This window comes from Streptomyces sp. NPDC054849, assembly GCF_053610945.1.
In genome coordinates this window covers 17,047-43,067 of record NZ_JBSGZI010000070.1, presented here as the reverse complement: position 1 = coordinate 43,067, position 26,021 = coordinate 17,047, and the positions used below count along the sequence as shown (strand labels likewise).

Genomic DNA, 26,021 nt, shown 5'->3' with positions numbered 1-26,021 from the left:
GTGCTGCCCCCCACCAGCCCACACCCCCGCGGGTGGCGTCGGTCGTCCCCGGCGCTCAACTCCGAGGCCACCTTCGATTCCACACCGGCCGCAGCGCCGGTAGACAGGGAAGGACCCATGCGACAGGTACTGAGCCGACAGGTACTGGGCAAGGGGATGCTCACGGCCGCGGCCGCGTCGAGTCTGCTGTCGATCGCGACCGGCGCGGCCTACGCGCACACCGGGGCGACGGCCGAGGCCTCGCATTCGCCGGGCGTGCTCGCCGGCAACAGCGTCTCGGTACCCGTCACCTTCGCACCGAACGTGTGCGGCAACAGCGTGGACGGCGGTGCGGCGCTGAACCCTGCGATGGGGAACACGTGCGTCACGACGTCCGGCTCGCACACCGGCGACGGGTACGACCACGGCCGCCACCTCAGCCCGGAGCACACCGAGGCCTTCGAGCGCTACCTCGAGGAGCGCCCGGGCCGGCACGCGGTGCCGGAGCAGCGCCAGGAGTCGCGGCGCCACGAGGAGGCCCGGCCTGAGGCATCCCGGCCCGAGACGTCCCGGCCTGAGGCGTCCCGGCCCGAGGCGTCCCGGCCCGCAGGTCCGCGGCATGCCAAGCCGCGCCATGCGGAGCCGCGCCACGAGGACGGCTACGGCGCCCCCGGCAAGCAGACCAAGGAGGAGGAGTGCGACGACCACCCCGAGTCCGCGCCGACTCCGCCGCAGGGCCACGCTCCGCCCGCGCCCGACCGGCCACACCCGATGCCGGAGCCCGCGGAGGAACACCCTGCCCCGCTGCCCCACCCGGAGCCGGCCCAGGAGGCCCCCGCCCCGCTGCCCGCGCCGGCTCCGGTCGAGGAGGGCCCCGCCCCCCGGCCGCCGCACGGGAGCCAGCCCATGGAGCACCAGGCTCCGGCGCCCGTCTCCGCGCCGGCGCCCGAGGCCGTACGGCCGGCGGACCAGCCGCCGGCCGCCCCAGCCGGTGACCTGCCCGTCCACCTGCCGTCGGCACCGGCCCCGGCGCCCGCCCCCGCCCCGGTCCCCGCACCGGCGCACGTGACCGCGCCCATGCTGGCCGAGACCGGTGCGGGTCAGCCCGCGGCCGCGGCGGCCCTCGCCACGGCCCTGATCCTGGGCGGCGCCATTCTGTACCGGCGGTCCCGTATCTCCTGACCGGCAATAACGGTAATCAGAAGAAATGGCGGCCGGAGAATCCCCCGTCGGATTCTCCGGCCGCTGCCATGCCCTCATTCCTGACCGCGCACGCGTTCGCGTTTCCGCAGCGGCGCCGAATCGTTACCCATGGCGAAAGCGGCGCGACGGTCGCCGCTGACGCCTCTGCCCACGAAAAGAAGAGGATTTCGATAATGAAGCTCACGAAGGTCGCCGCTGTCGTTGCCGGCTCCGTCGCCGCCCTCGGCGCCTCCACCACCGCCTTCGCCGCCGAGCCCACGGCCGCGATGCCTCCCATGAGCCTGACCGGCGGTGTGACGGAGACGCTGAACGCCGTCGGACCCGTCACCGAGTCGCTTCCGCAGACCGTCGGCAACGGGCTGGCCGAGCAGGGCGGGACCGTCGACAAGGTGATGGGCACGGCCCAGAAGGTCAACAAGGTCCGCAACGACGTGCCCGGCACCGTGCTCGGTCTCGCGAACGGCGCCACCCAGACGTCCCCGATGCTCGGCGGTGTGAAGCTGAACGGCGGCCAGGGCTGAACCGCCTCGGCTGAACTCCGGCCGGTACGACTGTGGGCGCCACCGGCGAGGCCGGGGCGCCCACAGTCGGTCGTGCAGCCGACGTCAGTCGTTGAAGCACTGGTTGCCGAACGCGGGGTTCAGCGCACCGATGACGTTCACGGTGTTGCCGCAGACGTTGACCGGGATGTGAACCGGGACCTGGAGCAGGTTGCCGGAGAGGACGCCGGGGGAACCCACGGCCGCGCCTTCGGCCGACGAGTCGGCGACGGCGGAGCCGGCGGCACCGGCCGCAGCGAGACCAGCGGTGGCCAGGACCAGGGCGGCCTTCTTGGCAGAGTTCATGGGAAGTGCACCTTCTGTTCGATGTTCTGCCCCTATCCGGGGCTCACACCGAGCGAAACGGTCCACCCTCCCACGACGACACGGCCTCGCGCACGAACAGACCTGTTCGGCTCAATTGTCGTAACCTTCAGGCGGTTTCCGGCCACCCGGCGCCCTACGGCAGGCCGGGGACGGCCGGGATCTCGGGGATCGCGGGGACCGCGGGGAGCTCCGGGACCTCGGGGACCGCGGGGATTTCCGGCACCTCGGGGACCTCGGGGATTTCCGGCACCAGTTCCACCGGCGCCCCCGGATCGGGCAGCGCGGGAGGTTCGAGCCCCGGGATCCCGGGGAGCTCGACGCCGGGGATTTCAGGCAGCTCCACCCCTGGGATCGTCGGCAGCTTGATCTCGGGGATCTTGATCTCGGGGAGCTTGATGTCCGGGATCGTGATGTCCGGCAGGGTGACGCCGGCCGGCAGGAGGGCCTTGATCTGGTCGAGGATGCCCTTGATGAGGTCGTCGACGGGACCGGCGGCGGCTGCCCGTGCGGGCACCGCACGGGACCCGTCGTCGAGGGCGCTCGCGGGGGCGGCGGCGCCGGACACTATGACGACGGCGAGGGCCGACGGGACGAGGATGCGGGCGCGGAACGGCTTCGTGCGGTGCATGGGGGTTCCTTCGTGGTGGCGACACAAACGGACCCGAGCGATCCGCTTACTCACCCACCGTGCGAACACCCCACACGGAGCGCAACAGGATCTTGAGCGCGCACGGGCTCCGTACGGGCTTCGCGCACGCGTCCGGAGGCCGCTCACCGGGCCGGGGAAAACCTCGGCGCCCGCAGGCCGTTTGAGTGAAGCCCCGGAACCAAACGCCCACGGGGCAGTTGACCAGGACGCTCCATCAGCGGGCACTCGTGCGACAAAGGGATCAAAATGATCAAGAAGTTCATGACCGCCGCCGCCGTCTCCGCCATTGCGGTCGGCGCGGGCGCCGCCGCCGCGGCCCCGGCCATGGCCATCGGCAACGACAACGGGGTCAACACCGTCAACGGCAACGGTGCGCAGCAGATCTACGGCAACCAGAAGACCCACGGCGACCTGAGCCCGCAGCTCGGCCTGGTCCAGGGCACTCTGAACAAGCCCTGCATCGGCCTGCCCGCCAAGGTCAACGCCCAGTCCCTGATTGCCGCGCTCAACATCGGGGTCCAGGACATCAACGTCCTGTCCAACCCGCAGAACCAGCAGTGCACCGAGAACTCGACCCAGGCCAAGGGCGACGAGCCGCTCTCGCACATCCTCAGCAACATCCCGGTCCTCTCCGGCAACGTCTCCGCCGGCAGCTGATTTCCACTCCCTGCGCCCGTGGAGTGAGGTGACGAGGGCCCCGGCAGCGTCCAGCCGCCGGGGCCCTCGCACGTTCCGCGCCGGCGGTCAGCCAGTCCAGAAGTCCCACCACCGCGTGAGGATCAGCATCCCGATCACTCCGACGTGCAGGGCGGGCGGAGCCCAGCCGAACTCGGTGAGGAATCCCCGCAGCGGGCCGGGGGCGGGCAGGAGGCGCGTGCGGACGTTGTGCGCGGTGACCGCCCAGAACATCAGCAGGGTCGCCAGCCAGGCCAGGCAGCACCACAGGCAGAGCGCGTTGATCTCGTAGAGCGACTGGACCATCAGCCAGCTGCAGAAGCCGACGCCGAACAGCGTGCCGGCGTTCAGTCCGAGCCAGAACCAGCCGCGGTAGCGGGCGCCGGCCAGCAGGCCCGTGCCGACGCAGACCACGACGGCGTACGCGACCAGTCCCAGCAGGGGGTTGGGGAAGCCGAAGGCCGCCGCCTGCTCGCTCTCCATCACGCTGCCGCACGAGACGACCGGGTTGAGACTGCAGGCGGGCTTGAAGTCCGGGTCCTCCAGCAGGAGGAACTTGTCGAGCGTGATCACCCAGGAGGCCAGCACCCCGGCCGCCCCGGTGAGGGCCAGCAGCCAGGCCAACCCCTTTGGCACGGCCTCGGGTTCACCTTCGGGTCGCACGCCGAGCCGTCTCTGCTGGCGGGGAACGCCCACTGTATTCGTTGCCATGTGGCCCATAGTCCCGCGCTTCCTCCCAGAGTGGGCCTAACCATGCCCATCCATAAGGAAGTTGACCTGAAGGTGTGGCGGGAACCTCCGATGCTTCCCGGACGTTTTACCGAACCCCGGACGTGATGTCAGAGCGAGGGGTTACGTTGAGCTTCCGCTAAGTGACAAGCTGCGACGGCCTGGAGACCCACCGTGAGCGATCCGTACGAGACAACCGAGGCGCACCTCGACCGCCTCCTCGGCCGCGCCCTGAACTCCTTCGACCTGCCGGACCGGTTGGTCGAGCGCCTCGGCACGGCGCTCGCCCACAGCTCTTCGCTCTACACCACCCACCACAGCCCTGCGACGGGGATATGGCGGGAGACCCACCGGCACACCTACCTGCTGGCCGACGGCGGTTCGGTCTCGCTGTGGGAGCTGGCCTACCGGCTGGAGGACGACCGGACGGTCCGGCACGAGGTCTTCGCGAGCAAGGCGGAGACCTGCCTGGCCGTGGCCCGGCTCTTCGGCGAGGCCGCCGCGGGTGCGTCCCCGGATCCGGTGCTGCTGCCGGGCGACGAGGAGCCCGAGAACGACGTGGCGGTGCTGAGCGCCCTGTTCGCGGGGTCGGCTGCGGCGCGGCGGCACCGGGAGTACACGGTGGAACAGTCCGCCGATCATGCCCGGCGGGTGCTGCGCCGCGCGGAGAACGCGGACCGGCCCGGCGAACCGGTGGCGACGCTGCTGCGCTCGGCGTACGGGCACCAGATCACCCAGGCGTTCGGCGCGAGGCAGTGCCTGTCGAACGGGCGGGACGCGGGCTTCAGCCTGTACGAGCACGCCTTCGTGCTGCTGGACGGGACCGAGGTGAGCCTGTGGGAGGTCGAGCACACGGCGACGCCCGACGGACGGCACATGTGCGAGGTGTACGAGAGCGAGGCGGCCGCGCGCGGAGCCATGGAACTCCGCGCCCGCGTGCGGTGAGGAAGCCGCCTGGGCCGGCGGGGTGAGCCGTAGGACGCGGCGCCTCGGCGCCGGCTCAGGCCGCTCCGGCCACCCCTGCGACAAAGAACGGACATGCCCGCCCACGAGGGGCGGGCATGTCGGTACGGCGAGCGGAGCGGAACGGCCTAGACGGCCGGGACCTGCTGGGCGGCGGGGTCCGCGTGATCCGCGGCGCGCGGCTTCGGGACGGCGCCGGCGTGCTCGGCGGCGCCCTCGCGCTGGTCGATCGGCATCGGCTTGCGCGGCAGCGCGAACATCACCGCGAAGATCACGATCAGGACGGCCGCGACCCACCACAGCGCGCCGCGGAAGGCCTCGACGTAGGGCGGGCCGTAGACCTTGTCGTCGTCCATCAGCCCGAAGAAGACGACGGAGGTCAGCGCGAGACCCAGCGCGTTGCCCATCTGACCGGTGGTGTTGATCAGCCCGGAGGCCGAGCCGGCGTCCTGGCGAGGCACCTCGGACAACGTGGTGTCGTTGAGCGGAGCCACGATCAGGCCCATGCCGATGCCCATCAGGACCAGCGGGGCGGCCATCTGCCAGGAGGTGATCTCCATGCCGTAGTGCTCGGACTCCCAGATGTAGAGGAGGAGCCCCGCAGCCATGATCAGGGCTCCGGCCTGGAGCACCTTGCGGCCGAACCGCGGGACGAGCTTTCCGACCGAGATGCCCGCGGCGGCCGAGACGGCGATGGAGAACGGGATGCCGGTGGTGCCGGCGCGCAGGGCGCTCCAGCCGAGGCCCATCTGCATGTACATCGTCCAGACCAGGAAGAAGATGCCGGTCGCGATGCCGAAGGTGAGCTGGACGGCGATGCCGCCGGCGAAGCTCTTGACCTTGAAGAGCGAGAGCTCTACGAGCGGGGAGCCGTCCTTCTTGATCTTGTACTTCTCGTAGGCGATGAAGCCCGCGAAGACGAACGGCGCCGCGCCCATGCAGACGAAGCCCCACAGCGGCCAGTCGTTCTCACGGCCCTCGGTCAGCGGGAAGATCAACATGACCATGGCGAGGGTGGCGAGGACGACACCGACGAGGTCCAGGCGCAGGGCCTTGGGGGCCTTGGACTCGCTGATGAACTTGCGGCCCAGGATCACGCCCGCGATACCGACGGGCAGGTTGATCAGGAAGATCGGGCGCCATTCGAGACCGAAGAGGTTCCACTCGGTGAGCAGCGCGCCGAGCATCGGGCCCGAGACGGCGCCGAGGCCCACGATCGCGCCGAACATGCCGAAGACCTTGCCGCGCTCCTGCGGAGGGAAGGTGACGTGGATGATCGCCAGAACCTGCGGGACCATCAGGGCGGCCATAGCGCCCTGGAGGAGGCGGGAGGCGACGAGCATGCCCGGGTTCGCGGCGATGCCGCAGAGCAGCGAGGCGGCGGTGAATCCGGCGATGCCGATGAGGAAGAGGCGCTTGCGGCCGTAGATGTCACCGAGACGGCCGCCGGTGATCAGGCCGGCGGCGAAGGCGAGGGCGTAGCCTGCGGTGATCCACTGGATCGCGCTGGGGGAGGCGCCGAAGCCATCGCGCATGCTGGGTATCGCTATGTTGACGATCGTGACGTCGACCAGGTCCATGAAGGCCGCGGTCATCACGATGGCGAGCGCCAGCCAGCGGCGGCGGTCGGTGGGCGAGCTGGGTGCGTCGTGGGCTGCGTCGTTCCGCTCTTCTTGTACGGGCCCGTTCTTTCTTTCGGGCGATGTCTTGGACGTCTCGGTGCTCATGAAGAGAAACCTAGACGGCATGTAGGTCAGTTGGTGTCCTATTTGACTGGCAACCTGGAAGACATGACCGACACCCCCGCACGGCTGCTCTCCCTGCTGTCCCTCCTCCAGACCCCGCGCGAATGGCCCGGCAGCGAGCTGGCGCAGCGGCTGCGGGTCAGCGCGCGGACCATCCGGCGCGACATCGAGCGGCTGCGGGACCTCGGATACCCGGTGGAGGCCACGCTGGGGGCCGAGGGCGGCTACCGACTGGTGGCGGGGGCGGCGATGCCGCCCCTGCTCCTCGACGACGAGGAGGCCGTGGCGATCGCGGTGGGGCTGCGGGCGGGGGCCGGGCACGCGATCGAAGGGGTCGAGGAGGCCTCCGTACGGGCCCTGGCGAAGCTGGAGCAGGTCCTGCCCTCGCGGCTGCGGCACCGGGTCGGCGCGCTGCAGACGGCCACGATCGCGCTGACGCGGGGGGACGGGTCGAGCGTGGACCCGCGGACGCTGACGACGATGGCGTCGGCGGTGGCGGGACCCGAGCGGCTGCGGTTCGCGTACCGGGCGGGGGACGGGGCCGAGTCGCGACGGCTGGTGGAGCCGTACCGGCTGGTGAGCACGGGGAGCCGCTGGTACCTGGTCGCCTACGACCTGGAGCGGGAGGACTGGCGGACCTTCCGGGTGGACCGGGTGGACGAGGCCTTCGCGACGGGGGCCCGGTTCGCGCCGCGGGCGCTGCCGATGGACGCGGAGGACTTCGTGCGGCGGGGGCTGCGGGGCGGCGAGCAGCAGACGTACCTGGTGGAGGCGACCTTCGCGGTGGGGCCGGCGGAGCTGCCGGAGTGGCTGCGGTCCGTGGCCCTGCCGGGCGGGGGGACGGAGACCTCGGTGCGTTTCGAGAGCCGGGACACGCCGGAGTGGCTGGTGGCGCGGCTGGCGCTGACGGGTCTGCCGTTCACCGTGCGGGGGCCGGCGTCGCTTCGGGCCGCGGCCGGTGCGCTGGCCGCGCGGCTCACGTCGGCGGCTGCGACACCGTAGCCGGGGCTCCGCCCCGGACCCTGAGCGCCCCGGACCCTGGGGGCTCGAACGCCGACGGGGCTGAAAAGGCCCGAGCCGGGAAGGGGGGAGCCCCGGCGCCTGGGGGGGATAGGCGCCGGGGCTCGTACAGGGGGGCTTGGCTGCGGGCCGGTCAGGCCACCGCGTCGAAGCCCGTGTCGCGTGCCATCCGCTTCAGTTCCAGCAGGGCGTGCTTCTCGATCTGGCGGATCCGCTCGCGGGTCAGGCCGTGCTGCTTGCCGACCTCGGTCAGGGTCCGCTCGCGGCCGTCGTCGATGCCGTACCGCATCTTGATGATCGAGGCGGTGCGCTGGTCGAGCTTGCCGAGCAGGTCCTCCAGCTCCTCGCTGCGCAGCAGCGAGAGCACGGACTGCTCGGGCGAGATCGCCGAGGTGTCCTCGAGGAGATCGCCGAACTGGGTGTCACCGTCGTCGTCCACCGACATGTTCAGGCTGACCGGGTCGCGCGCCCAGTCCAGGACGTCGCCGATGCGCTTCTCCGTCGTGTCCAGCTCGGCGGCGATCTCGGCGTGCTCCGGGTCGCGGCCGTTCTCGCGGTTGAACTCGCGCTGGACGCGTCGGATCCGGCCGAGCTCCTCGACCAGGTGGACGGGGAGACGGATGGTGCGGGACTGGTCCGCGATGGAGCGGGTGATCGCCTGGCGGATCCACCACGTGGCGTACGTGGAGAACTTGAAGCCCTTGGCGTAGTCGAACTTCTCGACCGCGCGGACCAGGCCGGCGTTGCCCTCCTGGATCAGGTCGAGGAGGGGCAGGCCGCTGCGCGGATAGCGGCGGGCGACGGCCACGACGAGGCGGAGGTTCGAGCGGATGAAGACTTCCTTGGCGCGCTCGCCTTCGGCGGCCAGCGCCTCCAGCTCCTCGCGGGCCGGGGTCTCCCCCTCGCGTTCTATCGCGCCGTCGAGGATCTGCTGGGCGTAGACGCCCGCCTCGATGATCTGGGAGAGCTCCACTTCCTTGGCGGCGTCGAGCAGCGGGGTACGCGCGATCTCGTCCAGGTACATGCCGACCAGGTCGCGGTCTGCGATCTCCCCGCCCACAGCGCGTGCGCTGCTCGTGGACTGACGACGGGCGACGGCGCGGGTTGCCATGCGTGCTCCCTTGCGATGAGTTCGGTCGCGGTGCGGCTGCCGGACGGCCACCGGCGGTGCGGTGGTGCGTCCTGCGGACACTCTCCCGAGTGCCCGCTTCCGAAGGAAACAACGACTGGAATCGGGACAGAATTCCCACGCCGTTCCCTCTTTCTCGAGATCTTGCAGTATCCTGCCCCGCCACGAGAGGGGCGCGGATGCCGCAGAAACCCGAAGAAGTGCAGGTCAGGTGCGAAACGGAGGCGGATCTGGCCGCTCTCACGAACCTCTACAACCACTACATCCGTGAGACGGCGGTCACGTTCGACACGGCCGCTTTCACTCCGGAGCAGCGTCGCCCCTGGCTGCACTCCCACCCTGAAGACGGTCCGCACCGGCTTCTGGTTGCCTGCACGGCTGAGGGAATGGCCGGATACGCCACAAGCAGCCCGTTCCGCCCCAAACCGGCCTGCGCCACGTCGGGGGAGGCGAGCGTGTACCTCGCCCCGCACGCGGTCGACCGGGGCCGGGCGACCACCCGTCCGGGTGAGGTCTTGGATATCCCGGCACGTCACCGAGGACGGCATCGGCATCAAGGCCTCGGCCGTGGAACTGGTCGTCGAGGTCGTCTATCCCGGGCGCGACAGCGTGTCCCGCGACCGGGTACGCAAGCGGCGGGCGTACGCACGCGCGGGCATTCCCGTCTACGTCCTCATCGACGATCACGATGAACTCGGCATGGTCACGGTGCTGACCACCCCCGATCCGGACCAGGCCGTCTACGACGACGAGGTCCGAGTGCCGTACGGGACGGCCGTCACCATCCCCGAGGGGCCCGCCAAGGGCTTCACCGTCGGGGAGGAGATCACGGGGCCGGGCCGGAGGCCCTAGCCGAACTGCAGGGAGCGCTTCGATAGGCCCATCCAGAAGCCGGTCACAGTGTCGCGGCGGGCGGCGAGGTCGCCGGTGGCCTCCGCGGCGCCGAGTGTGACGAAGAGCGGGGCGAAGTGTTCCGTACGGGGGTGGGCCAGGCGGCCCGACGGGGACTTGGTCTCGAAGTCGAGCAGGGAGTCCAGGTCGCCGGAGGTCAGCGCCTCGTGGCCCCACGCGTCGAATTCGGCCGACCAGGAGGGGACGCCCGGGCCCGGGTGCCGCAGCGCGGCCAGGTTGTGGGTGAAGAAGCCGCTGCCGACGATGAGGACCCCCTCGTCGCGCAGGGGCGCCAGCTTGCGGCCGATGTCCATCAGGCGGCGCGGATCCAGGGTAGGCATGGATATCTGGAGCACCGGTACGTCCGCCTCCGGGTACATCTCCACCAGCGGGACGTACGCCCCGTGGTCCAGGCCGCGGTCCGCGATGTCCTGGACGGGGCTGCCGGGGGCCCGTAGCAGCGACCGGACCGAGGCGGCCAGGGCCGGGGCGCCCGGGGCCTCGTAGCGGACCCGGTAGTAGTGCTCGGGGAAGCCCCAGAAGTCGTACACCAGCGGGGCCGGCTCGGTGGCGCCGAGGGCGAGCGGGGCCTCCTCCCAGTGGGCGGAGACCATCAGGATCGCCGTCGGGCGGGGCAGGGCCGCGGACCAGGCGGCCAGTTCGCCCGGCCAGAGCGCGTCGTCGGCGAGCGGCGGCGCCCCGTGGCTGAGGTAGAGCGCCGGCATACGGGTCTCCTGCGGGGGCACGCCCACCGGAGTCAGGGGTGCGGGGGCCGGGGTCATGGGGCGCTCCTCCGTCGTCGGTGCAGGGCTGCCGTGAAAAGACTAACCCCGCTTGGTTCAAATTTGAACCAAGCGGGGTCGTCAGTCATTCCCGTGCGGGTACCGCCGTCAGTGGGCGATCACCGGGACCTTGAGGTCGACGTTCTCGGCGGAACCGGAGGCCGCCGGGCCGCCGATGTGCGGACGGCCGGTGTTGATCAGCGTCAGGGCGATGGCCGAGCTGGCGACCAGGATGCCGACCGCCCACCAGATGGCGGACGCGTAGCCCTCGACCATGGCCTGCGCCTGGACCAGCTGCGCGGCCGCGCCGCCCGCCGCGGTCTCGACCGTGTGATCGGCCAGGTACGCGGTGGTCGCCGAGGCGGCGATGGTGTTGAGCAGCGCGGTGCCGATGGCGCCGCCGACCTGCTGCGAGGTGTTGACCATGGCGGAGGCGACTCCGGCGTCGGCCGGGTTCACCCCGTGCGTGGACAGGGACATGGCGGGCATGAACGCCGTGCCCATGCCGAGGCCGAGCAGCAGCTGCGCCGGCAGGATCAGCGCCGGGTACGAGGACCCGACCTCCAGCTGGGTCAGCATCAGCATGCCGGCGGCGGCGACCAGGAAACCCGGGCCCATCAGCAGGCGCGGCGCGACGCGGGTCATCAGGCGGGCGCCGATCTGCGTCGAGCCCAGGATCATGCCCGCGATCATCGGCAGGAAGGCGAAGCCGGTCTTGACGGGCGAGAAGCCCTTCACGATCTGGAGGTAGTAGGTGAGGAAGAGGAACAGGCCGAACATCGCGATGACGGCCAGGCCGAGCGAGAGATAGACACCGCCGCGGTTGCGCTCCAGCAGGACGCGCAGCGGCAGCAGCGGGGACTTCACCAGGGACTCGACGAGGACGAAGGCCGCCAGCAGGACCGCCGAGCCGACGAACATGCCCACGGTCAGAGCGTCCGACCAGCCCTCGGACTCGGCGCGGGTGAAGCCGTACACGAGGGCGACGAGGCCCAGGGTGGACAGGACCACACCGGGGATGTCCAGCGGGGCGCGGTTGCGGGAACCGGCGGGCTCGCGGATGACCAGCCAGGCACCCACGGCCGCGACGATCGCGAACGGGATGTTGACGAAGAAGGTCCAGCGCCAGTTCAGGTACTCGGTGAGGAAGCCGCCGAGGATCAGGCCGACGGCGCCGCCACCGCCTGCGATCGCGCCGTAGATGCCGAAAGCCTTGGCGCGCTCCCTGGCGTCGGTGAACATGACCGCGAGCAGCGACAGGGCCGCCGGTGCGAGCAGTGCGCCGAAGGCACCCTGGAGGGCGCGGGCGCCGAGCATCATGGCCTCGCCGTTCGCGGCGCCGCCGAGCGCGGAGGCCAGGGCGAAGCCGATGAGGCCGACGACGAAGGCGTTCTTACGGCCCCACTTGTCGGCGATGCGGCCGCCGAAGAGGAGCAGTCCGCCGAAGGCCAGCGCGTACGCGGTGATGACCCATTGGCGGTTGCCGTCCGAGATGTCCAGGTCGGTCTGGGCGGAGGGCAGGGCGATGTTCACGATGGTCGCGTCGAGGACGACCATCAGCTGGGCCAGGGCTATGAAGACGAGTGCCTTCCAGCGGCTGGGATCGGCAGCCAGCGGCGCAGGCGCGGCTGTTTTTGACATGGGGGTACCCACTTCACTGTGCGGAATGACTGGAAAAGGCTAGTTCGTAAGCTTGGGGTGGGTCACATGGTTTTCTGCCGCAGGTCTTCCAAGGTGGCCGCCGAACCCGGGAGTTCGGAGCGGGCCGGAGCCCGCAACCCGTCGAGGAAGAGCTGCAGATGACGGTGGGCGAAGCGGTCGGTGTCGAGGCAGGCGGTGCCGGGCAGGGGGCGGCTGAGCTGGGACAGGGCGACCATCAGGTCGCCGACGCCGATGTCCGCGCGGACCAGTCCGGCGTCCTGGCCGGCGGTCAGCAGGGTCTCGACGGCCGCCTCCAACGCGGTGCGCGCCGCGATGAGTTCGGGGTGGTCGCCGTCGAAGTCGTCGGCGAGCGCGGGGCACAGGGCACCGATCCGCTCGTCGGCGGCGGTGTGCGTGAAGCGGCACAGCGCGGCGAACGCGTCCGGCTCCTCGGCGAGGGAGGCCTCGGCCGAGGCCGTGACCCGGCCCATCGTGAAGAGCACGACCTGGCGCACGAGCGTGGGCCGGTCGGGGAAGTGCCGGTAGAGGGTGGCATTGCCGATGCCGGCCCGGCGGGCCACCTCGTCGAACGGGGTCGCGGCGCCGAACTCGACGAAGGCCTCGCGGGCCGCCGTCAGGATCCGCTCGCGGTTGCGGACGGCGTCGGCGCGCGGGCGCGACGGAACACCGGTCGAGCGGGAGGTGCGGACGGCCGGTCCGGGCTCGGCCGGCTCCCCCGGCACCCCGGGGACCGCGGAACCGGGCGCGAGCGCGGGCGCGAAACCGGGCGCGGGGGCACCGGGCGCGGGCGCGAAACCGGTCGCGAGCGCACCGGTCGCGGCCTCGGGCTCCGCCGCCGGGTCCACGGTCACCCCGAGGACGGGCGGGGCCGCCGGGGCTGTGGCGGTGGAGCGCTTCATTCCGGGGCCTCCCTGGTACGCGACACGCGTAGGACTTCACGATCGGCCCCTTGAAACGGGGAGCCGGTCCCCACTTGGCGGGACTCACGTACAAACGGGGATCTGCTCCCCGGTTATTTCACTCCTTCGCGTGACCTGAGTCACAAGACCGTTCACGTTCGGCCTCTTCCGGCGCGCGGGCGCGCCGCGCCCGTCGGAGGGTGATCGAACAGAGCGCAGACCGGACAGGGCCGGCTGCCGCGGACCCGAAGGCGATCTCCATGCCGCAGACCCGCCACCGGATACGCAGATCACGCTGCACCAGCGCGTTCATCGGGCTGACCGCACTGGCCCTGGGCGTCACGGCGACCGCGAGCACGGGGATATCCAGCCACGGCAACTCGACGGCCGGACCGGTGGGCTCGACCGTCGAAGCGGCTCTCGCTCCCTGCCGGATCGCCGGCACGATGGGCGTGCAGATGTCCGAGGGCCTGCCGACCCCTCCCGGGTACTCCCGCTCGACCGGCGAGGTCCGGGCCCTGAACCTGATGGTCGACTTCCCCGACGCCAAGGGCGAGGGCGCGGCCATGGACCGGCTGGCGGAGTTCTTCCCCCAGACCTCCGACTGGTTCCGCACCAGCTCCTACGGGCGGCTCGCCTACCAGGCCGAGGCGCCGATAAGGACCTGGCTGCGGATGCCGATGCCCTTCGCGGCGTACGGGATCGAGCGCGGGTCCGCGTACGAGCCCGGCTACCGGCAGCTCGCCGAGCACATCGCGAAGGCCGCCGACCCCGAGGTGGACTTCAGCCGGTACGACCTGATCAACGTCCTGGTCACGCCGAACGCCGGGCCGTCCGCCCTGGACACCGTCCTGTCGGTGACCTTCTCGGGCAACGGCGAGGCGCCGGTCGCCGACGGCGTGCCGCTGGCCAACACGTCCTTCGTCTACAGCCGGCAGGACGACGGCTCCGGCACCTACCGGGAGACCGGCTACCGGGTGCTCCCGCACGAGAACGGGCACGTCTTCGGACTGCCCGACCTCTACACCTCCGACGGCGGCAGCACGGTCGGGCACTGGGACATCATGAGCGAGGACTGGGGTGCCAACAACGACCTGTTGGGCTGGCACAAGTGGAAGCTGGGCTGGCTGGACAGCACACAGATCAGCTGCGCGTCCAAGCCGGGCAGCAGCGACCACGTCCTGTCCCCGCTGGCGGTGCGGGGCGGCACGAAGCTGGCCTTCGTACCGCTGTCGGAGAGCGCCGGGTACGCGGTGGAGGTGCGGACCCGGGCCGGGAACGACGAGGCCGTCTGCAAGCCCGGCGTCCTCGTCTACAAGGTGGACTCCGACGTGGACACCGGGCACGGCCCGGTGACGGTGTCGGACAGCGCCGACGCGAGCGGCGGCTGCACCCGGCGGCCCAACGTGCACGCGGAGCTCTCGGACGCGCCGTTCCGGCCGGGCGAGACCTTCACCGACGAGAAGGCGGGCATCAGCGTCTCGGTGGTGGGCGAACTGCGCAACGGCAGCTACCAGGTCCGCATCACCCGGCCGTAGCGCCTCGCGCCGGACGTCAGGCCCCCGCGAGGGCCTGACGCAGGACGTCCACGACCTCGGCTCGGTGCTCCGGGGCCAAGAGGAAGAAGTGGTCGCCGTCGAACCGGCGCACCCGGCACGCCGCGGTCGTGTGCGCGGCCCAGCCGTCCAGCGGTTCGTGCGGGACCAGCGGATCCGCCGTACCGCCCAGCGCGTGCAAGGGCACGTCGAGCCGTACGTCTTCGAACCCCGACGCGGCCTCCCGGCCGAGTGCGAGGTCCGCCTGAAGCACCCGCGTGAGGTGGGCCAGCATGTCCGGATCCTGCAGGACCCACTCCGGCGTGCCCCCACCGTCCTTCAGCAGCCGGACGGCGTCCTGCTCGGTGGTGGCCGCATGGGCCCGGCGCGGGCTTCCGCCGGGCAGCTGGCCGCTGACGACGGCGGCCCGGCAGTGCGGGCCGAGGAGGAGCGCGGCGCGGGCGGCGAGGAGCGCGCCGAGGCTGTGCCCGAAGACGACCGTGGGCAGCGGCGCACGGCCGAGCACCTCGTCGGATACGGAGTCCAGGACCTGGCCGAGCCGGCAGCCGGGGGGCTCGCCGAACCGGCGCTCCCGGCCGGGCAGCGACAGTCCGAGCACTTCCACGTGCTGGGGCAGCGCTTCGACGAGGGGGAGCAGGGTGTTGGGGCCGGACCCGGAGTGCGGCAACACCAGCAGGCGCGCGCGGGGCGCGACCGCCGCGCCCCGGATCCGGAGCATCGGCCACCAGGGGACGTCGGCGGAGGAACGCGACCCGACCATCAGTGATTCTCCTCGGGATCCGGATTGACCGATGGTCAGACTATGCAGCGCCACGACCCCGCTCACCCGGCTTTCACACCGACCGGCCGATCCGCTCCCCGGTCGGCCACGTGCCGGGCAGCCCGCAGCGGCGCCTCCCGTGCGTCGCAGGAAGGAAGGACGTACGTACTCAGTCGACGGGACGCAGTGCCCGCTCGGAACGCAGCGCTGCCCAGACAGCCACGGCGGCCAGGGCCGCGACCCCGGCGAGGGCGAGGCCGCCGGTCAGGGGGGACGGATCGGGCGGGGCCTGGTTCCAGAGGTACAGCTGGTACTGGGCTTCAGAGGGCAGGTTCAGCAAGTCGGCGATCCAGCGGTGCGGTAGGAACGGCGCCGCAGGAAGCATCACGAGTGGCGCGGTCACCAACAGGGGACCGATGCCGAGCGCGAGGGTCCCGATGACGCTGCGCAGCAGTGCCGCCCCGAGGCCGGCCAGGCAGATGAAGAGGAACTGGACGAGCAGGGCGCCGGCGATCGCGCCCGCGGCCTGGCCCCAGGTCGCGGACTCGACGGGCAGGGGAGGCGCCGTGGGAGCCGCCCCGCCGAACCCCGGGGGCACCACGCGGGGCCGCGCCGGCCACAGTCGGGCGAGCGCCGAGGTGGCCAGCCAGAGCAGCACGCCGGTGACGATCTGCACGGCGAGCGCCAAGGCGAGCGCGGCCCCGACCTTGCGCGCCCACAGCACCCCGACCCGGTTCTCGAAGAGGCGCAGGGCGCTCCAGGTACCGCCTTCCAGGGTCTGGCCGAGCCCCATGGCGACGACCACTCCCGTGAGGACGAGACCCAGCAGAGTCGCGAACTGCCATGCCGCCGCTCGCAGCGCCGACGGGAGCGAGGTGAGTGCCGACACCGAGGGGTCGAGCACCCCGTACGAGGCGCCCGCCATCCAGAGCCGGACGGCGAGCCCCAGCACCACCGCCATCGCCACCGCGGTGGCTCCCCACACGGGAGCGGTCCACAGGGCCCGCAGCTCGCCGGCCCACGCGGCGCCCTCCCGGCGTGTCGGCCGGCGCCGGCTGCCGGCCATCAGGCGCGGTCCCGGGTCCTGTTGAACCGGTCCAGGCCGATCCAGAGGAGACCGATGAGGGCCAGAGTCGGCAGGACGCGGAGCAGGACGGGGGCGGTGGAGGGGTCGGTGGAGATCCAGAAGTGGTCCCAGACCCCGTCCACCGCACCGAAGCCGACGAGGTCGGCCAGCGCGCCGCCGGGGAGCCAGGCGCCCAGCCCCGGGGCGGCGGAGGTGCGGACCACCAGGACGAGCAGCAGCATCCCGGCGAGGAAGGTGCGCATCGGCTGGCGCAGCAGTGCGCCGAGGGCGACCGCGACGGCTGCGGCCCCGGCCAGCACGGCTGCCCCGGCCAGTACGCCGAGTGCGGTGTCGGCGAGGACGGTGCCGAGGGCGCCGGGCGAAGGCAGCGGGTAGGCGTTGCGGCCGTAGAGCAGGCCGAACGCGGCCGTCACGGCGGCGGACGCGCAGAGCAGCGCCAGAATCCACACCCAGACGGCCAGGGCCTTGGCGGCGAGCAGCCTGCTGAGGCGGGACTCGTAGAGGAGGAGCGGCACGATGCTGCCCCGGCTCCATTCACCGGCGACGGAGAAGGCCGCCAGCATGACGAGGAGCGCGAGCCCGGGAATGGACGTCAGCAGCCGTACGGTCCACAGCAGCGAGCCCACCGGGTGCTGGGCGTGTGCGGCACGGACTCCTTCAGCGGTGAACCTGTCCTGGATCCGCTCCAGCCCGACGGCCTGCAGGGGCACTTCGGCGAGGCATTTGTCCTTCTGCTCCGGGGTGTTCTGCGCGGAATCACACGATCGGGGCAGGTAGTCGAGGTTGGCCTGCACCTGCTTGAGGTTGTACGAGGCCATGTTCTGGCTCACCCAGGCGCAGTAGAGGGAGCCGAAGACGAACAGCGCGGCGAGGGTGAGGGCGAGCGGGTGCCGCAGCAGCCGCCGGGTCTCCGCCCGGACGAGGCGGTTCACTGGCGGCCGCCGTTCCCGACGAGCCCGAAGAACCAGTCCTCGAAGGCGGCCGGACCGCTTTCCGGGTCGTAGCCGAGCGCGTCGAGAGTGCCGGCGGCGGCGACGCGGCCCTGGGCAAGCATGATCACGCGGTGGCAGATCCGCTGGATCTCGTCGAGCTGGTGGCTGGAGACGAGGACGGCGGCCCCGCGCGCGGCCTCCTCGGCCACGATCCGCCGCACCATGCGCAGTCCCTCGGGGTCGAGCCCGTTGGTGGGCTCGTCGAGGATCAGCAGATCGGGCTGCTTGAGCAGCGCCGCGGCGATGGCCAGCCGCTGCCGCATGCCCTGCGAGTACGTCCCGAGGCGGCGGTCGGCGGCGCCGGTCAGCCCGACGCGGTTGAGCGTACGGGCGATCCGTCCGCCGTCGGGAAGCCCGGCGGTGTCCAGCAGGGTGCGCAGCATGGCGCGTCCGGTGGACCACCGGTGGAAGGCGGGCGCGTCGAGAGCGGCTCCGAGCCGGTCGAGCTGCCGCGGCCGCATCGGCAAGGCCTCCCCGAACAGCCGCACCTCACCGGAATCGGGGGTGGACAGCCCCGTGATCACCCGCATCAGGGTGGTCTTGCCGGCGCCGTTGAGCCCGAGGAGGCCGACGATCTCGCCGGCCTCCAGGCTGAGATGAACCCCTTCCAGCACGGAGTGCTTCCGGAAGCTCTTGGTCACTTCGTGGCAGGAAAGGACGCTCATCGTCTGAGATTACTTCCAGTTGTAGACGACGCGACCCGACGAGTGGATGAACGCCGGGGCGTTGGCTATCTGCATGTAGTAGCTGCCGGCGGGGGCGTTGCCGAACTCCTTCCAGTACACGCCGTTGTCGCAGGACCAGTCACGCCAGGCGACCCACTGGTCGGGCTGCCAGGACTTGTCGATCTTGAAGTCGTAGCCGACCCGGCCCTGAGCGCCGTTGCTCGTGGCGCACGCGTCCTGCGATGCCGACTGGCTGTTGCCCGGGGCCGACCAACGGCCGGTCTCCGCACCCACGCCCTCGTCGGTGAAGGAGAAGTTCTTCACCTGCGTGTACGCAGCGAAGGCGTTCGGCGCGAGTGCGCCAACGAGTCCTGCTGCGAGCGCGGCCGTCACCACGGCCGACTTCATGCGAGTACGCATGGGGTTCCCCTCCGTTCGCTCCACCTTCCCCGGTGGAGTCTGTGCACTGCGCGCCGTCATCGACGCGCAGCCGGAGATGATCTTCATATTTGCTTTACTTCTAGTCAAGTTGGGAAGAATTTGCGCCAACTCGCAGCAGACTCACCGATTTTTCCGGTGGCTTGATTTCACTCCCCCGCAAGAGCGCCCGAGTGGGGCCGACTTGGAGCATTCCGCATGCAGAAGCCGGGCCAGGCGGGTCGGACCGCCCCCGCGACAGGCAAGCCCTCCGGGCGGCCCAGCCTCCCAGATGGCTTGAAGCCGCCTCTCTCCGCGTCGCCGACGACGTGGTGCGCCTTCCCGCAGGTCGGCCCCGATCAGGTATGGGACGTGCCGGACAGGGCGACGTCGGGCTCGGCGGGGGCCGCAGGCGGGGTGGGTGCCGTGGGTGCGGTGCGTGGCCGGCGGCGGTCCGCCGCCTTCTGCACGCGTCGGCCGAGGCGCTGCATCGGCATCTCGACCAGGCGGTACATCAGGTGGCTGACGGCCACGACGACGCCGAGGAAGATCGCCGTCCAGGCGATCCGTCCGAGCGTCGAGGACGGCTGCGGCGGAACGCCCACCAGCGGTTCGATGGTGCGCAGCAGCGGGATGTGCAGCAGGTACACCGAGAAGCTGATCGCGCCGAGCCAGGTCAGCACCTTCGGGAAGCGGCGCCGCCTGAGGAGGAAGCCGATGCCGAAGAGCACCCATGCGGTGAGGTAGGCGATCGACCAGGCCTTCCAGCCCGAGGACCAGGTCCGGTCCAGGGCCTCACCCCGGTTGTACAGCCAGCCGACGAGCACGCCCGCGACGAGGACGAAACCGCAGGAGAGCAGGGCCGGGACCCGGGCGAGCTGACCGTGCTGCGCCCGGTACACGACGGTACCGGCGAACATGGTCGCGAAGATCATCCAGGTTTCGAAGGCGGGGGCCCTGCTGTTGAGGGTGACCAGGAGCAGGCCGACCCCGCCGAGCAGCAGGGCGCCCGTGCCGGTCAGCATGCGGTGGCCGCTGAGCACGCCGACGAGGCCCAGGAGCACGAGCGGCGTCACGATCAGCAGGAGCTGGCGGGTCGAGCCGAGTTCCGCATTGAGGAGCTGGGTGCCGACTGCCGTACCGGTCGCCAGCGCGACGACGGCCAGGGCCACCGCGATGGGCCCGCTGTGCCGGTGCAGGCCACGGGTGAAGAGGGCCGTGACGAAGAAGTAGAAGACCATCTCGTAGCACAGCGTCCAGGTGACGTTCATGCCGTTGATGACGCCGAGCAGGTCTTGGAGCATCAGGCCGTTCGCCACGAGTGAGGCCGGGTCGTCGCCGGTGCGCAGAAGCGCGACCGAGCCGTCCCCGGGCGGCAGCATCATGATCGAGAGGACGAAGGCGGCGATCAGGGCCGGGTAGATCCGGAAGATCCGGCCGATCCAGAAGCCGCGGACGTCGCCCCTTCGCTCCAGCGAGGCCGGGATGATGTAGCCGCTGACGATGAAGAAGAGCATGACGCCGAACAGGCCCATGTCGAAGTTCCGCCAGATCATGCCCCCGAAGGGCAGCATCCTCAGCACGTCGAAGTGGTGCAGGGCCACGATCAGAGCGGCGATGCCGCGGAGCGCGTCCAGCCAGCCGAGCCGGGCTCCGGGTGCGGCGGCCGTAGCCGGTGCAGCGGCCTGTGTGGCGGCCGGTGCGGCGGACGTCTGCCGGGCGAATGGGGGTATGAACTTCACGCAGGGACGATATCCGACCCCCGACGGCCGGCCCGTCGTCCACGGACGGCCGGGGTCGGCGGCGCGAGCCGGTCCTGCGGCGGCCCCGCCCGCTGACCTCGGCGCTTGCGCAACCGCGGTGCCGTACGGACGATCGACGGCGCGTTCGGGTTCCTGCTCGGTCCAGGGTGGGTCTCGCCTCGGGGGCGATCCGGCGCGGGCACCGCCGGCCGTGGCCGTCGAGGCGGGGGACTACCCGCGATCCCCGCTCGGCTCGGCAGCGGCGCCCGTGGGCGTTCCCGGTTTCGTGTAGAGGATCTCGCGGGCCTGCTCCGCGGCCCGGGTGATGCTCTCGCCGACGAAGTCGAGGAAGCGGGCGATGTTCTCCAGGCGGGCGGCGGCCGCGGTATGGGGGCCGAGGATGCCGACCCCCTGCCGTGCCGCCTCGGCGAGCACGGCGTTGGACCGGGCGCTGGCGATCATCGACTGGTACCAGACGTCGTCGTCGACCATGTAGCGCTCGCGGCGGCGCTCGTCGCGCTCCCGGCGGACAAGCCCCTGGGCTTCGAGGAACGCGACCGCTTTGGAGATGGACGCCGGGCTGACCTGGAGGTGCTCGACGAGCTCGGCCGCCGTGAGGCTGCCCGCATTCGTGGTGTAGAGGCAGGTCAGCACCCGGGCCATCATCTTGGGCACGCCCGATTGCATGAGGAGGGTGGTGAACGTCTCCTCGTACTCGCGCACGACCTCGGCATCGCGTCCGCCGGCCTGCGCGGGCGCCTGCGCGCCCCGGGGCGCGGCCTGCCTGCGCCGATGGGTGCGCTGTTCGGTGGCGCGATGGGCCAGGTCCGCGCGGTAGGCGGTGGGGCCGCCGTTGCGCATCACCTCACGCGTGATCGTCGAGGTCGGACGGTCGAGCCCTCTGGCGATCTCCGCGTAGGCGAGGCCGTCGGCCAGCCCCGAAGCGATCTGCTGGCGTTCCTGCTGGGTGAGCCTGCCTCCCGGCATTGCGGTCTCCTTCGTTCTCGTCGATAGCTCCAGCATAGCGTTCACTTTCCATTCATTGCAACGCAGAAGCACCTGACGTTGCGTTAACTTCGCGTCCCGTTGCAACGATTCTCTGCCTCTCACCTGCAAAAATAACGTTGATACGCAATAGGCATCTTGAGGGTTCCTTGAACGCAACGTAGCGTTTCCATCAACGGAAACGAACAAGCCGAAGGAAACCATCATGCAGAAGTTCGCCACCCCCGCCCCGATCGCCGCCGTCCTCGACATCCCCGCGGGACGCATCCGCTTCATCGCCGCCGACCGGGCCGACACCGCGGTGGAGGTCCTGCCCGCGGACGCCTCCAGCGGTCGCGACGTGAAGGCCGCCGAGCAGATCACGGTCGCGTACGGCGACGGTGTCCTGCGGATCGAGGCCGCACCGGCGAAGAACCGGATCCTCGGATCCTCCGGATCGGTCGAGGTGACGGTCCAGCTGCCCGCCGGCTCCCACGTCGAGGCGAAGGCGGCCAGCGCCGAGCTCCGCGGCGTCGGACGGCTCGGCGACGTCACCTTCGGCGGCGCGCAGGGCACGGTCAAGCTCGACGAGACCGCAAGCGCCCGCCTCACCCTCCACGCCGGCGACATCTCCGTCGGCCGCCTGGGCGGCCCCGCCAACATCAGCACCCAGAAGGGCGACCTGTGCATCACCGAGGCCGTCGGCGGCACGGTCACGCTGCGCACCGAGGCCGGCGCGATCTCCGTCGGCGCCGCCCGCGGAGTCTCGGCCTCCCTGGACGCCGGCACCTCCTACGGCCGGATCCACAACACCCTCAAGAACACCGACGGCGCCGGCGCCGCCCTGACCATCCACGCGACCACCGCCTACGGCGACATCACCGCCCGCAGCCTCTGAACCCGCAAGCCTCTGAAGGAGCACCCCTCATGACCAGCTTGGCCATCGCGGCGAACGGGCTGCGCAAGTCCTACGGCGACAAAGTCGTGCTCGACGGCGTCGACTTCGCCGTCCCCGCGGGAACGGTCTTCTCCCTGCTCGGCCCGAACGGCGCCGGCAAGACCACCGCCGTCAAGATCCTCTCCACTCTCATCTCCCCCGACCCCGCCTCCGGCGAGATCCGCGTCGGCGGCCACGACCTCGCCACCGACCCGCAGGCGGTGCGCGCCGCGATCGGCGTCACCGGGCAGTTCTCCGCCGTCGACGGCCTGATCACCGGTGAGGAGAACATGCTCCTCATGGCGGACCTGCACCACCTGTCCAAGCCCGAGGGGCGACGGGTCGCCGCCGAGCTGCTGGAGCGCTTCGACCTGGTCGAGGCCGCGAAGAAGCCCGCCTCCACCTACTCGGGCGGCATGAAGCGCCGCCTCGACATCGCCATGACCCTGGTCGGCAACCCGCGGATCATCTTCCTCGACGAGCCCACCACCGGTCTCGACCCCCGCTCCCGCCACAACATGTGGCAGATCATCCGCGAGCTGGTCTCCGACGGGGTCACCGTCTTCCTCACCACCCAGTACCTGGAGGAGGCCGATCAGCTCGCCGACCGTATCGCCGTGCTCAACGACGGCAGGATCGCCGCCCATGGCACCGCGGAGGAACTCAAGAGGCTGATTCCCGGCGGCCATGTCCGGCTCCGCTTCTCCGACCCCTCCGCCTACTACGCGGCCGCGGCCGCGCTGCACGAGGTCACCCGGAACGACGAGGCTCTCGCACTGCAGATCCCCAGCGACGGCACCCAGCGCGAACTGGGCTCCATCCTCGCCCGGCTGGACTCCGCCGGCATCGAGGCCGACGAGCTGACCGTGCACACTCCCGACCTCGACGACGTGTTCTTCGCCCTGACCGGCACCGACGTGCAGCCCGGCCGGTCCACCCTGCCCGGCCAGTCCGCCCCGCCCGGCCAGTCCACCCCGCCCAGCCAGTCCACCGAGCCCGAGGAGTCCGTCCGATGAGTTCTCTCGCCCTCGCCGTGCGCGACTCGTCCACGATGCTGCGCCGCAACCTCCTGCACGCGCGGCGCTACCCGTCCCTCACGCTGAACCTGCTGCTCACGCCGATCATGCTGCTGCTGCTCTTCGTCTACATCTTCGGCGACGTGATGAGTGCGGGCATCGGCGGCGGCGACCGCTCCGCGTACATCGCCTACCTGGTGCCCGGCCTCCTGCTGATGACCATCGGCAGCACCACGATCGGCACCGCGGTGTCCGTCTCCACCGACATGAGCGAGGGCATCATCGCCCGCTTCCGCACGATGGCGATCCACCGAGGCTCGGTGCTCATCGGGCACGTCATCGGCAGCGTGCTGCAGTCGATCGCGAGCGTGGTCCTCGTGGGCGCCGTCGCCGTGGCCATCGGCTTCCGGTCCACGGACGCCACGGCCCTGGAATGGCTGGCGGCGTTCGGACTGCTCGTGCTCTTCGCCCTGGCCCTCACCTGGATCGCGGTCGGCATGGGCCTGATCAGCCCGAACGCCGAGGCCGCCAGCAACAACGCGCTGCCGATGATCCTTCTGCCGCTCCTCTCCAGCGCCTTCGTCCCGGTCGACTCGATGCCGGGCTGGTTCCGGCCGATCGCCGAGTACCAGCCGTTCACGCCCGCCATCGAGACCCTGCGCGGGCTGCTGCTCGGCAGCGAGATCGGCCACAACGGGTGGCTCGCGGTCGCCTGGTGCCTCGGTCTCGCGGTGCTCGGCTACTTCTGGTCGGCCGCGAAGTTCAACGGCGACCCGAAGTAACCGCCCTGCCGACGCGGGCCTCGTCCCGCAGCTCGCCCCACCCGAGGGCGGCGTACTCCGACACCGTGCGGACGTACGCCGCCCCTTCGGCCCGCCTTGATGACCCGGGCCCGGCCCGTCGTGACGCCATCACGACGGCCCGGGCCCGGGGTCTTGCACTGGCTATGCCTGGCCGGGATCTGCCCGACGGCGGGCGAGGAGACCGGTCAGGCCGCGTACCAGCGCCCAGAGCACCGTGGCGTTGACCAGGGCGCAGGCCAGGATCACACCGTAGAACCCGAACCCCAGCCACATGTCGGACAGTTCGGCACCGGGCAGGTCGTACGCTCCCGAGTCGGTCGGGGGCGGCCCCTCGAGCACGGGCACGGGCACGGGCTCCGGCGTCTCCCCGGGCAGGAGCTCGGGCGCGGGCCCGGGCTCGGCCGGCGGCACGGGGCCCGTGTGGACCGGCGTGACCTCCGGCGATCCGAGCGACTCGGGAGCGGGCGCGTTCAGCCCCAGGGCCAGGAGGCTGAGCGGTGCGGTGGCCAGCACCGGCCAGATGCCGGCGAACCCGGCGTCCCCCGTCCGGACGAGCACGTCCACCCAGACCAACAGCCCGACCACCAGGGCCAAGTAGCCAGCGGGAAACCACACTTCAAGTCTTGACCGACGCCGTCTCACGACTTCTCCCGTTCGTCCGACAGCCAGTATCGGAACGGTCGGGCCTGTGCGCCTGAGTAGGGCTACTCAGGCGCACGTGCACACCTGCCTACGCTGCCGAGGCGCCGGTGGGCTCGGGCGGGCGGCGGAGCGGGCCTCGGCCCTCAGCCTGCCGCTACGAGCTCGGATTCGTCGGTCGGCACAGCGTCACCGAGGGCCGCGAGGTACCGCTCGGCGTCCAGGGCCGCGGCGCATCCGGAGCCGGCCGCGGTGACGGCCTGGCGGCAGAGGTGGTCCACCACGTCGCCCGCACCGAAGACACCGGCGATGCTCGTCCGGGTCGTGGGTGCCTGGGTCTTGAGGTAACCCTCCGCGTCCATTCGCCATGATGCGGTCAGCTCTCCTGCTTGTTGCCGTTCTTGGCGTTCTTGGCGTTCTTGGCGTCGATCTCGGCGACGAGACCCTCGATGAGGCCCTTGATCTCGTCACGGATGGGGCGGACGGCGTCCACGCCCTGGCCGGCCGGGTCCTCGAGCTGCCAGTCCAGGTAGGTCTTGCCGGGGAAGTACGGGCAGGCGTCCCCGCAGCCCATCGTGATGATGTAGTCGGACGCCTGGGCCGCCTCGGGGGTGAGGACCTTCGGCTTCTGGTCGGAGATGTCGATCCCCAGCTCGGCCATCGCGGCGACGGCGGAGGGGTTGACCTGGTCTCCGGGTACGGAGCCGGCGGAGCGGACCTCCACCCGGTCGCCCGCGAGGTGGCGCAGGAATCCGGCGGCCATCTGCGATCGGCCTGCGTTGTGGATGCAGACGAACAGCACGGATGCGAGCGGGGTGGAGGACATCGTCTCTTCCTTCAATCCAATGACTCAGCCCGGACTGGTATCAGCCCCGGATGATGTGACAGTATCAGCGCATGATGACGTCAGTCGACACTGATCTGCTCCGGGTTCTGGCCGACCCGCTCAGGCTCCAGATCGTGACCCTCCTGGCCAAGGAAACGCTCTGCACCACCCACCTCGTGGAGGAGACGGGTGCCAAGCAGACGAACCTCTCCAACCACCTGAAGGTGCTGCGCGAAGCCGGGGTCGTGGAGACCGAGCCGTGCGGGAGGTTCACCTACTACCGCCTGCGCCCGGAGGCCATCGCGCAGCTCGCCGGCCAGTTCGCCGAGCTCGCCCAGAGCGCACGCGCCACCGCCGAGGCGAACGTCAAGCGGTCCTGCCCGTAGCCGGTAGCCCTAGCCCGTA

General features: G+C 71.1%; 28 protein-coding genes and 2 pseudogenes. 12 read left to right on the top strand and 18 right to left on the bottom strand.

Annotated features, from left to right (window positions below; all coding sequences use genetic code 11):
- Positions 1 to 117 precede the first annotated feature (117 nt).
- Both ACWGIF_RS26155 and ACWGIF_RS26150 read left to right on the top strand, forming a co-directional pair.
- Positions 118 to 1,161, top strand: a complete 1,044-nt coding sequence (locus ACWGIF_RS26155; RefSeq protein WP_453500985.1) for a chaplin family protein — start codon at positions 118 to 120, stop codon at positions 1,159 to 1,161.
- Positions 1,162 to 1,355: 194 nt separating this feature from the next.
- Entirely contained in the window at positions 1,356 to 1,703 is a 348-nt protein-coding gene (locus ACWGIF_RS26150) for a hypothetical protein (RefSeq protein WP_453500983.1), read from the top strand.
- 84 nt (positions 1,704 to 1,787) lie between these two features.
- Here ACWGIF_RS26150 and ACWGIF_RS26145 read toward each other — a convergent pair whose 3' ends face one another.
- Positions 1,788 to 2,027: a chaplin gene (locus tag ACWGIF_RS26145; RefSeq protein ID WP_453500981.1), complete on the bottom strand. Its 240-nt coding sequence runs from the start codon at positions 2,025 to 2,027 to the stop codon at positions 1,788 to 1,790.
- A 154-nt stretch (positions 2,028 to 2,181) separates the two neighbouring features.
- Complete coding sequence (locus ACWGIF_RS26140) at positions 2,182 to 2,676, bottom strand: hypothetical protein (protein WP_453500979.1); 495 nt, start codon at positions 2,674 to 2,676, stop codon at positions 2,182 to 2,184.
- A 267-nt stretch (positions 2,677 to 2,943) separates the two neighbouring features.
- On the opposite strand from ACWGIF_RS26140, the gene ACWGIF_RS26135 reads away from it, so the two are divergent.
- Positions 2,944 to 3,354 carry a rodlin gene (locus tag ACWGIF_RS26135; protein WP_453500977.1) on the top strand — a complete coding sequence of 137 codons (411 nt, stop codon included), beginning with the start codon at positions 2,944 to 2,946 and terminating at the stop codon, positions 3,352 to 3,354.
- An 87-nt stretch (positions 3,355 to 3,441) separates the two neighbouring features.
- Here ACWGIF_RS26135 and ACWGIF_RS26130 read toward each other — a convergent pair whose 3' ends face one another.
- Positions 3,442 to 4,083: a vitamin K epoxide reductase family protein gene (locus ACWGIF_RS26130; protein ID WP_453500976.1), complete on the bottom strand. Its 642-nt coding sequence runs from the start codon at positions 4,081 to 4,083 to the stop codon at positions 3,442 to 3,444.
- Between the two features lie 192 nt (positions 4,084 to 4,275).
- On the opposite strand from ACWGIF_RS26130, the gene ACWGIF_RS26125 reads away from it, so the two are divergent.
- Positions 4,276 to 5,046: a DUF6227 family protein gene (locus tag ACWGIF_RS26125; RefSeq protein ID WP_453500974.1), complete on the top strand. Its 771-nt coding sequence runs from the start codon at positions 4,276 to 4,278 to the stop codon at positions 5,044 to 5,046.
- Between the two features lie 146 nt (positions 5,047 to 5,192).
- On the opposite strand, the gene ACWGIF_RS26120 is transcribed toward ACWGIF_RS26125, so the two are convergent.
- Positions 5,193 to 6,791: an MFS transporter gene (locus ACWGIF_RS26120; protein ID WP_453500973.1), complete on the bottom strand. Its 1,599-nt coding sequence runs from the start codon at positions 6,789 to 6,791 to the stop codon at positions 5,193 to 5,195.
- Between the two features lie 63 nt (positions 6,792 to 6,854).
- Between ACWGIF_RS26120 and ACWGIF_RS26115 the strand changes: the two genes are divergently transcribed.
- A complete protein-coding gene (locus tag ACWGIF_RS26115; RefSeq protein ID WP_453500972.1) occupies positions 6,855 to 7,811 on the top strand; it encodes a helix-turn-helix transcriptional regulator in 957 nt (318 codons plus the stop codon).
- Between the two features lie 151 nt (positions 7,812 to 7,962).
- On the opposite strand, the gene ACWGIF_RS26110 is transcribed toward ACWGIF_RS26115, so the two are convergent.
- Positions 7,963 to 8,940 carry a sigma-70 family RNA polymerase sigma factor gene (locus tag ACWGIF_RS26110; RefSeq protein ID WP_453500970.1) on the bottom strand — a complete coding sequence of 326 codons (978 nt, stop codon included), beginning with the start codon at positions 8,938 to 8,940 and terminating at the stop codon, positions 7,963 to 7,965.
- A 197-nt stretch (positions 8,941 to 9,137) separates the two neighbouring features.
- Between ACWGIF_RS26110 and ACWGIF_RS26105 the strand changes: the two are divergent.
- A pseudogene (locus ACWGIF_RS26105) lies at positions 9,138 to 9,447 on the top strand (N-acetyltransferase family protein); the annotation flags it as partial.
- A gap of 18 nt (positions 9,448 to 9,465) precedes the next feature.
- The gene (locus ACWGIF_RS26100; protein WP_453500969.1) at positions 9,466 to 9,810 is read left to right on the top strand and encodes a Uma2 family endonuclease; all 345 of its coding nucleotides are present in this window, start codon (positions 9,466 to 9,468) and stop codon (positions 9,808 to 9,810) included.
- Here the strand turns inward: ACWGIF_RS26100 and ACWGIF_RS26095 are convergent.
- The 3 genes from ACWGIF_RS26095 to ACWGIF_RS26085 form a co-directional block, all read right to left on the bottom strand.
- A complete protein-coding gene (locus ACWGIF_RS26095; protein WP_453500967.1) occupies positions 9,807 to 10,631 on the bottom strand; it encodes a dioxygenase family protein in 825 nt (274 codons plus the stop codon). The two genes, ACWGIF_RS26100 and ACWGIF_RS26095, sit on opposite strands and share 4 nt — an antisense overlap.
- Before the next feature lie 108 nt (positions 10,632 to 10,739).
- Entirely contained in the window at positions 10,740 to 12,272 is a 1,533-nt protein-coding gene (locus ACWGIF_RS26090; protein ID WP_453500965.1) for an MFS transporter, read from the bottom strand.
- Between the two features lie 62 nt (positions 12,273 to 12,334).
- A complete protein-coding gene (locus tag ACWGIF_RS26085; RefSeq protein WP_453500987.1) occupies positions 12,335 to 13,015 on the bottom strand; it encodes a TetR/AcrR family transcriptional regulator in 681 nt (226 codons plus the stop codon).
- A 437-nt stretch (positions 13,016 to 13,452) separates the two neighbouring features.
- Between ACWGIF_RS26085 and ACWGIF_RS26080 the strand changes: the two genes are divergently transcribed.
- Positions 13,453 to 14,730, top strand: coding sequence for a M6 family metalloprotease domain-containing protein (locus tag ACWGIF_RS26080; RefSeq protein WP_453500964.1), 1,278 nt, complete (start codon positions 13,453 to 13,455; stop codon positions 14,728 to 14,730).
- 16 nt (positions 14,731 to 14,746) lie between these two features.
- Here the strand turns inward: ACWGIF_RS26080 and ACWGIF_RS26075 are convergent, their stop codons facing one another.
- The 7 genes from ACWGIF_RS26075 to ACWGIF_RS26045 form a co-directional block, all read right to left on the bottom strand.
- Positions 14,747 to 15,508: a thioesterase II family protein gene (locus ACWGIF_RS26075; RefSeq protein WP_453500963.1), complete on the bottom strand. Its 762-nt coding sequence runs from the start codon at positions 15,506 to 15,508 to the stop codon at positions 14,747 to 14,749.
- 169 nt (positions 15,509 to 15,677) lie between these two features.
- Complete coding sequence (locus ACWGIF_RS26070; RefSeq protein WP_453500961.1) at positions 15,678 to 16,574, bottom strand: hypothetical protein; 897 nt, start codon at positions 16,572 to 16,574, stop codon at positions 15,678 to 15,680.
- Positions 16,574 to 17,527 (bottom strand): ABC transporter permease subunit, encoded by a 954-nt coding sequence (locus tag ACWGIF_RS26065; protein WP_453500959.1) that lies wholly within the window; start codon positions 17,525 to 17,527, stop codon positions 16,574 to 16,576. Before ACWGIF_RS26065 ends, ACWGIF_RS26070 begins: the two co-directional genes overlap by 1 nt.
- Positions 17,524 to 18,252 carry an ABC transporter ATP-binding protein gene (locus tag ACWGIF_RS26060; protein ID WP_453500957.1) on the bottom strand — a complete coding sequence of 243 codons (729 nt, stop codon included), beginning with the start codon at positions 18,250 to 18,252 and terminating at the stop codon, positions 17,524 to 17,526. The genes ACWGIF_RS26065 and ACWGIF_RS26060 overlap by 4 nt, the downstream gene beginning before the upstream one ends.
- 9 nt (positions 18,253 to 18,261) lie before the next feature.
- Complete coding sequence (locus tag ACWGIF_RS26055) at positions 18,262 to 18,672, bottom strand: hypothetical protein (RefSeq protein ID WP_453500955.1); 411 nt, start codon at positions 18,670 to 18,672, stop codon at positions 18,262 to 18,264.
- Positions 18,673 to 19,028: 356 nt separating this feature from the next.
- The gene (locus ACWGIF_RS26050) at positions 19,029 to 20,411 is read right to left on the bottom strand and encodes an acyltransferase family protein (protein ID WP_453500953.1); all 1,383 of its coding nucleotides are present in this window, start codon (positions 20,409 to 20,411) and stop codon (positions 19,029 to 19,031) included.
- 231 nt (positions 20,412 to 20,642) lie between these two features.
- The gene (locus ACWGIF_RS26045; protein ID WP_453500952.1) at positions 20,643 to 21,398 is read right to left on the bottom strand and encodes a helix-turn-helix domain-containing protein; all 756 of its coding nucleotides are present in this window, start codon (positions 21,396 to 21,398) and stop codon (positions 20,643 to 20,645) included.
- A gap of 223 nt (positions 21,399 to 21,621) precedes the next feature.
- Here ACWGIF_RS26045 and ACWGIF_RS26040 point away from each other — a divergent pair, with 223 nt between their 5' ends.
- From ACWGIF_RS26040 to ACWGIF_RS26030, 3 genes are read left to right on the top strand one after another with little or no spacing between them, the layout of a single operon-like run.
- Positions 21,622 to 22,293, top strand: a complete 672-nt coding sequence (locus tag ACWGIF_RS26040; protein ID WP_453500951.1) for a DUF4097 family beta strand repeat-containing protein — start codon at positions 21,622 to 21,624, stop codon at positions 22,291 to 22,293.
- 29 nt (positions 22,294 to 22,322) lie between these two features.
- On the top strand, positions 22,323 to 23,348 hold the full coding sequence (locus ACWGIF_RS26035; protein ID WP_453500949.1) for an ATP-binding cassette domain-containing protein: 1,026 nt from the start codon (positions 22,323 to 22,325) through the stop codon (positions 23,346 to 23,348).
- Complete coding sequence (locus tag ACWGIF_RS26030; protein WP_453500948.1) at positions 23,345 to 24,130, top strand: ABC transporter permease; 786 nt, start codon at positions 23,345 to 23,347, stop codon at positions 24,128 to 24,130. The genes ACWGIF_RS26035 and ACWGIF_RS26030 overlap by 4 nt, the downstream gene beginning before the upstream one ends.
- 162 nt (positions 24,131 to 24,292) lie before the next feature.
- Here the strand turns inward: ACWGIF_RS26030 and ACWGIF_RS26025 are convergent, their stop codons facing one another.
- The 3 genes and pseudogenes from ACWGIF_RS26025 to ACWGIF_RS26015 form a co-directional block, all read right to left on the bottom strand.
- Positions 24,293 to 24,793, bottom strand: coding sequence for an SCO4225 family membrane protein (locus ACWGIF_RS26025; protein WP_453500947.1), 501 nt, complete (start codon positions 24,791 to 24,793; stop codon positions 24,293 to 24,295).
- Positions 24,794 to 24,936: 143 nt separating this feature from the next.
- Positions 24,937 to 25,152: pseudogene (locus ACWGIF_RS26020) on the bottom strand (thioredoxin-disulfide reductase); the annotation flags it as partial.
- 14 nt (positions 25,153 to 25,166) lie between these two features.
- A complete protein-coding gene (locus ACWGIF_RS26015; RefSeq protein WP_453500946.1) occupies positions 25,167 to 25,616 on the bottom strand; it encodes an arsenate reductase ArsC in 450 nt (149 codons plus the stop codon).
- A gap of 71 nt (positions 25,617 to 25,687) precedes the next feature.
- On the opposite strand from ACWGIF_RS26015, the gene ACWGIF_RS26010 reads away from it, so the two are divergent.
- Positions 25,688 to 26,002, top strand: coding sequence for an ArsR/SmtB family transcription factor (locus ACWGIF_RS26010; protein WP_453500945.1), 315 nt, complete (start codon positions 25,688 to 25,690; stop codon positions 26,000 to 26,002).
- The last annotated feature ends 19 nt before the right edge of the window (positions 26,003 to 26,021 follow it).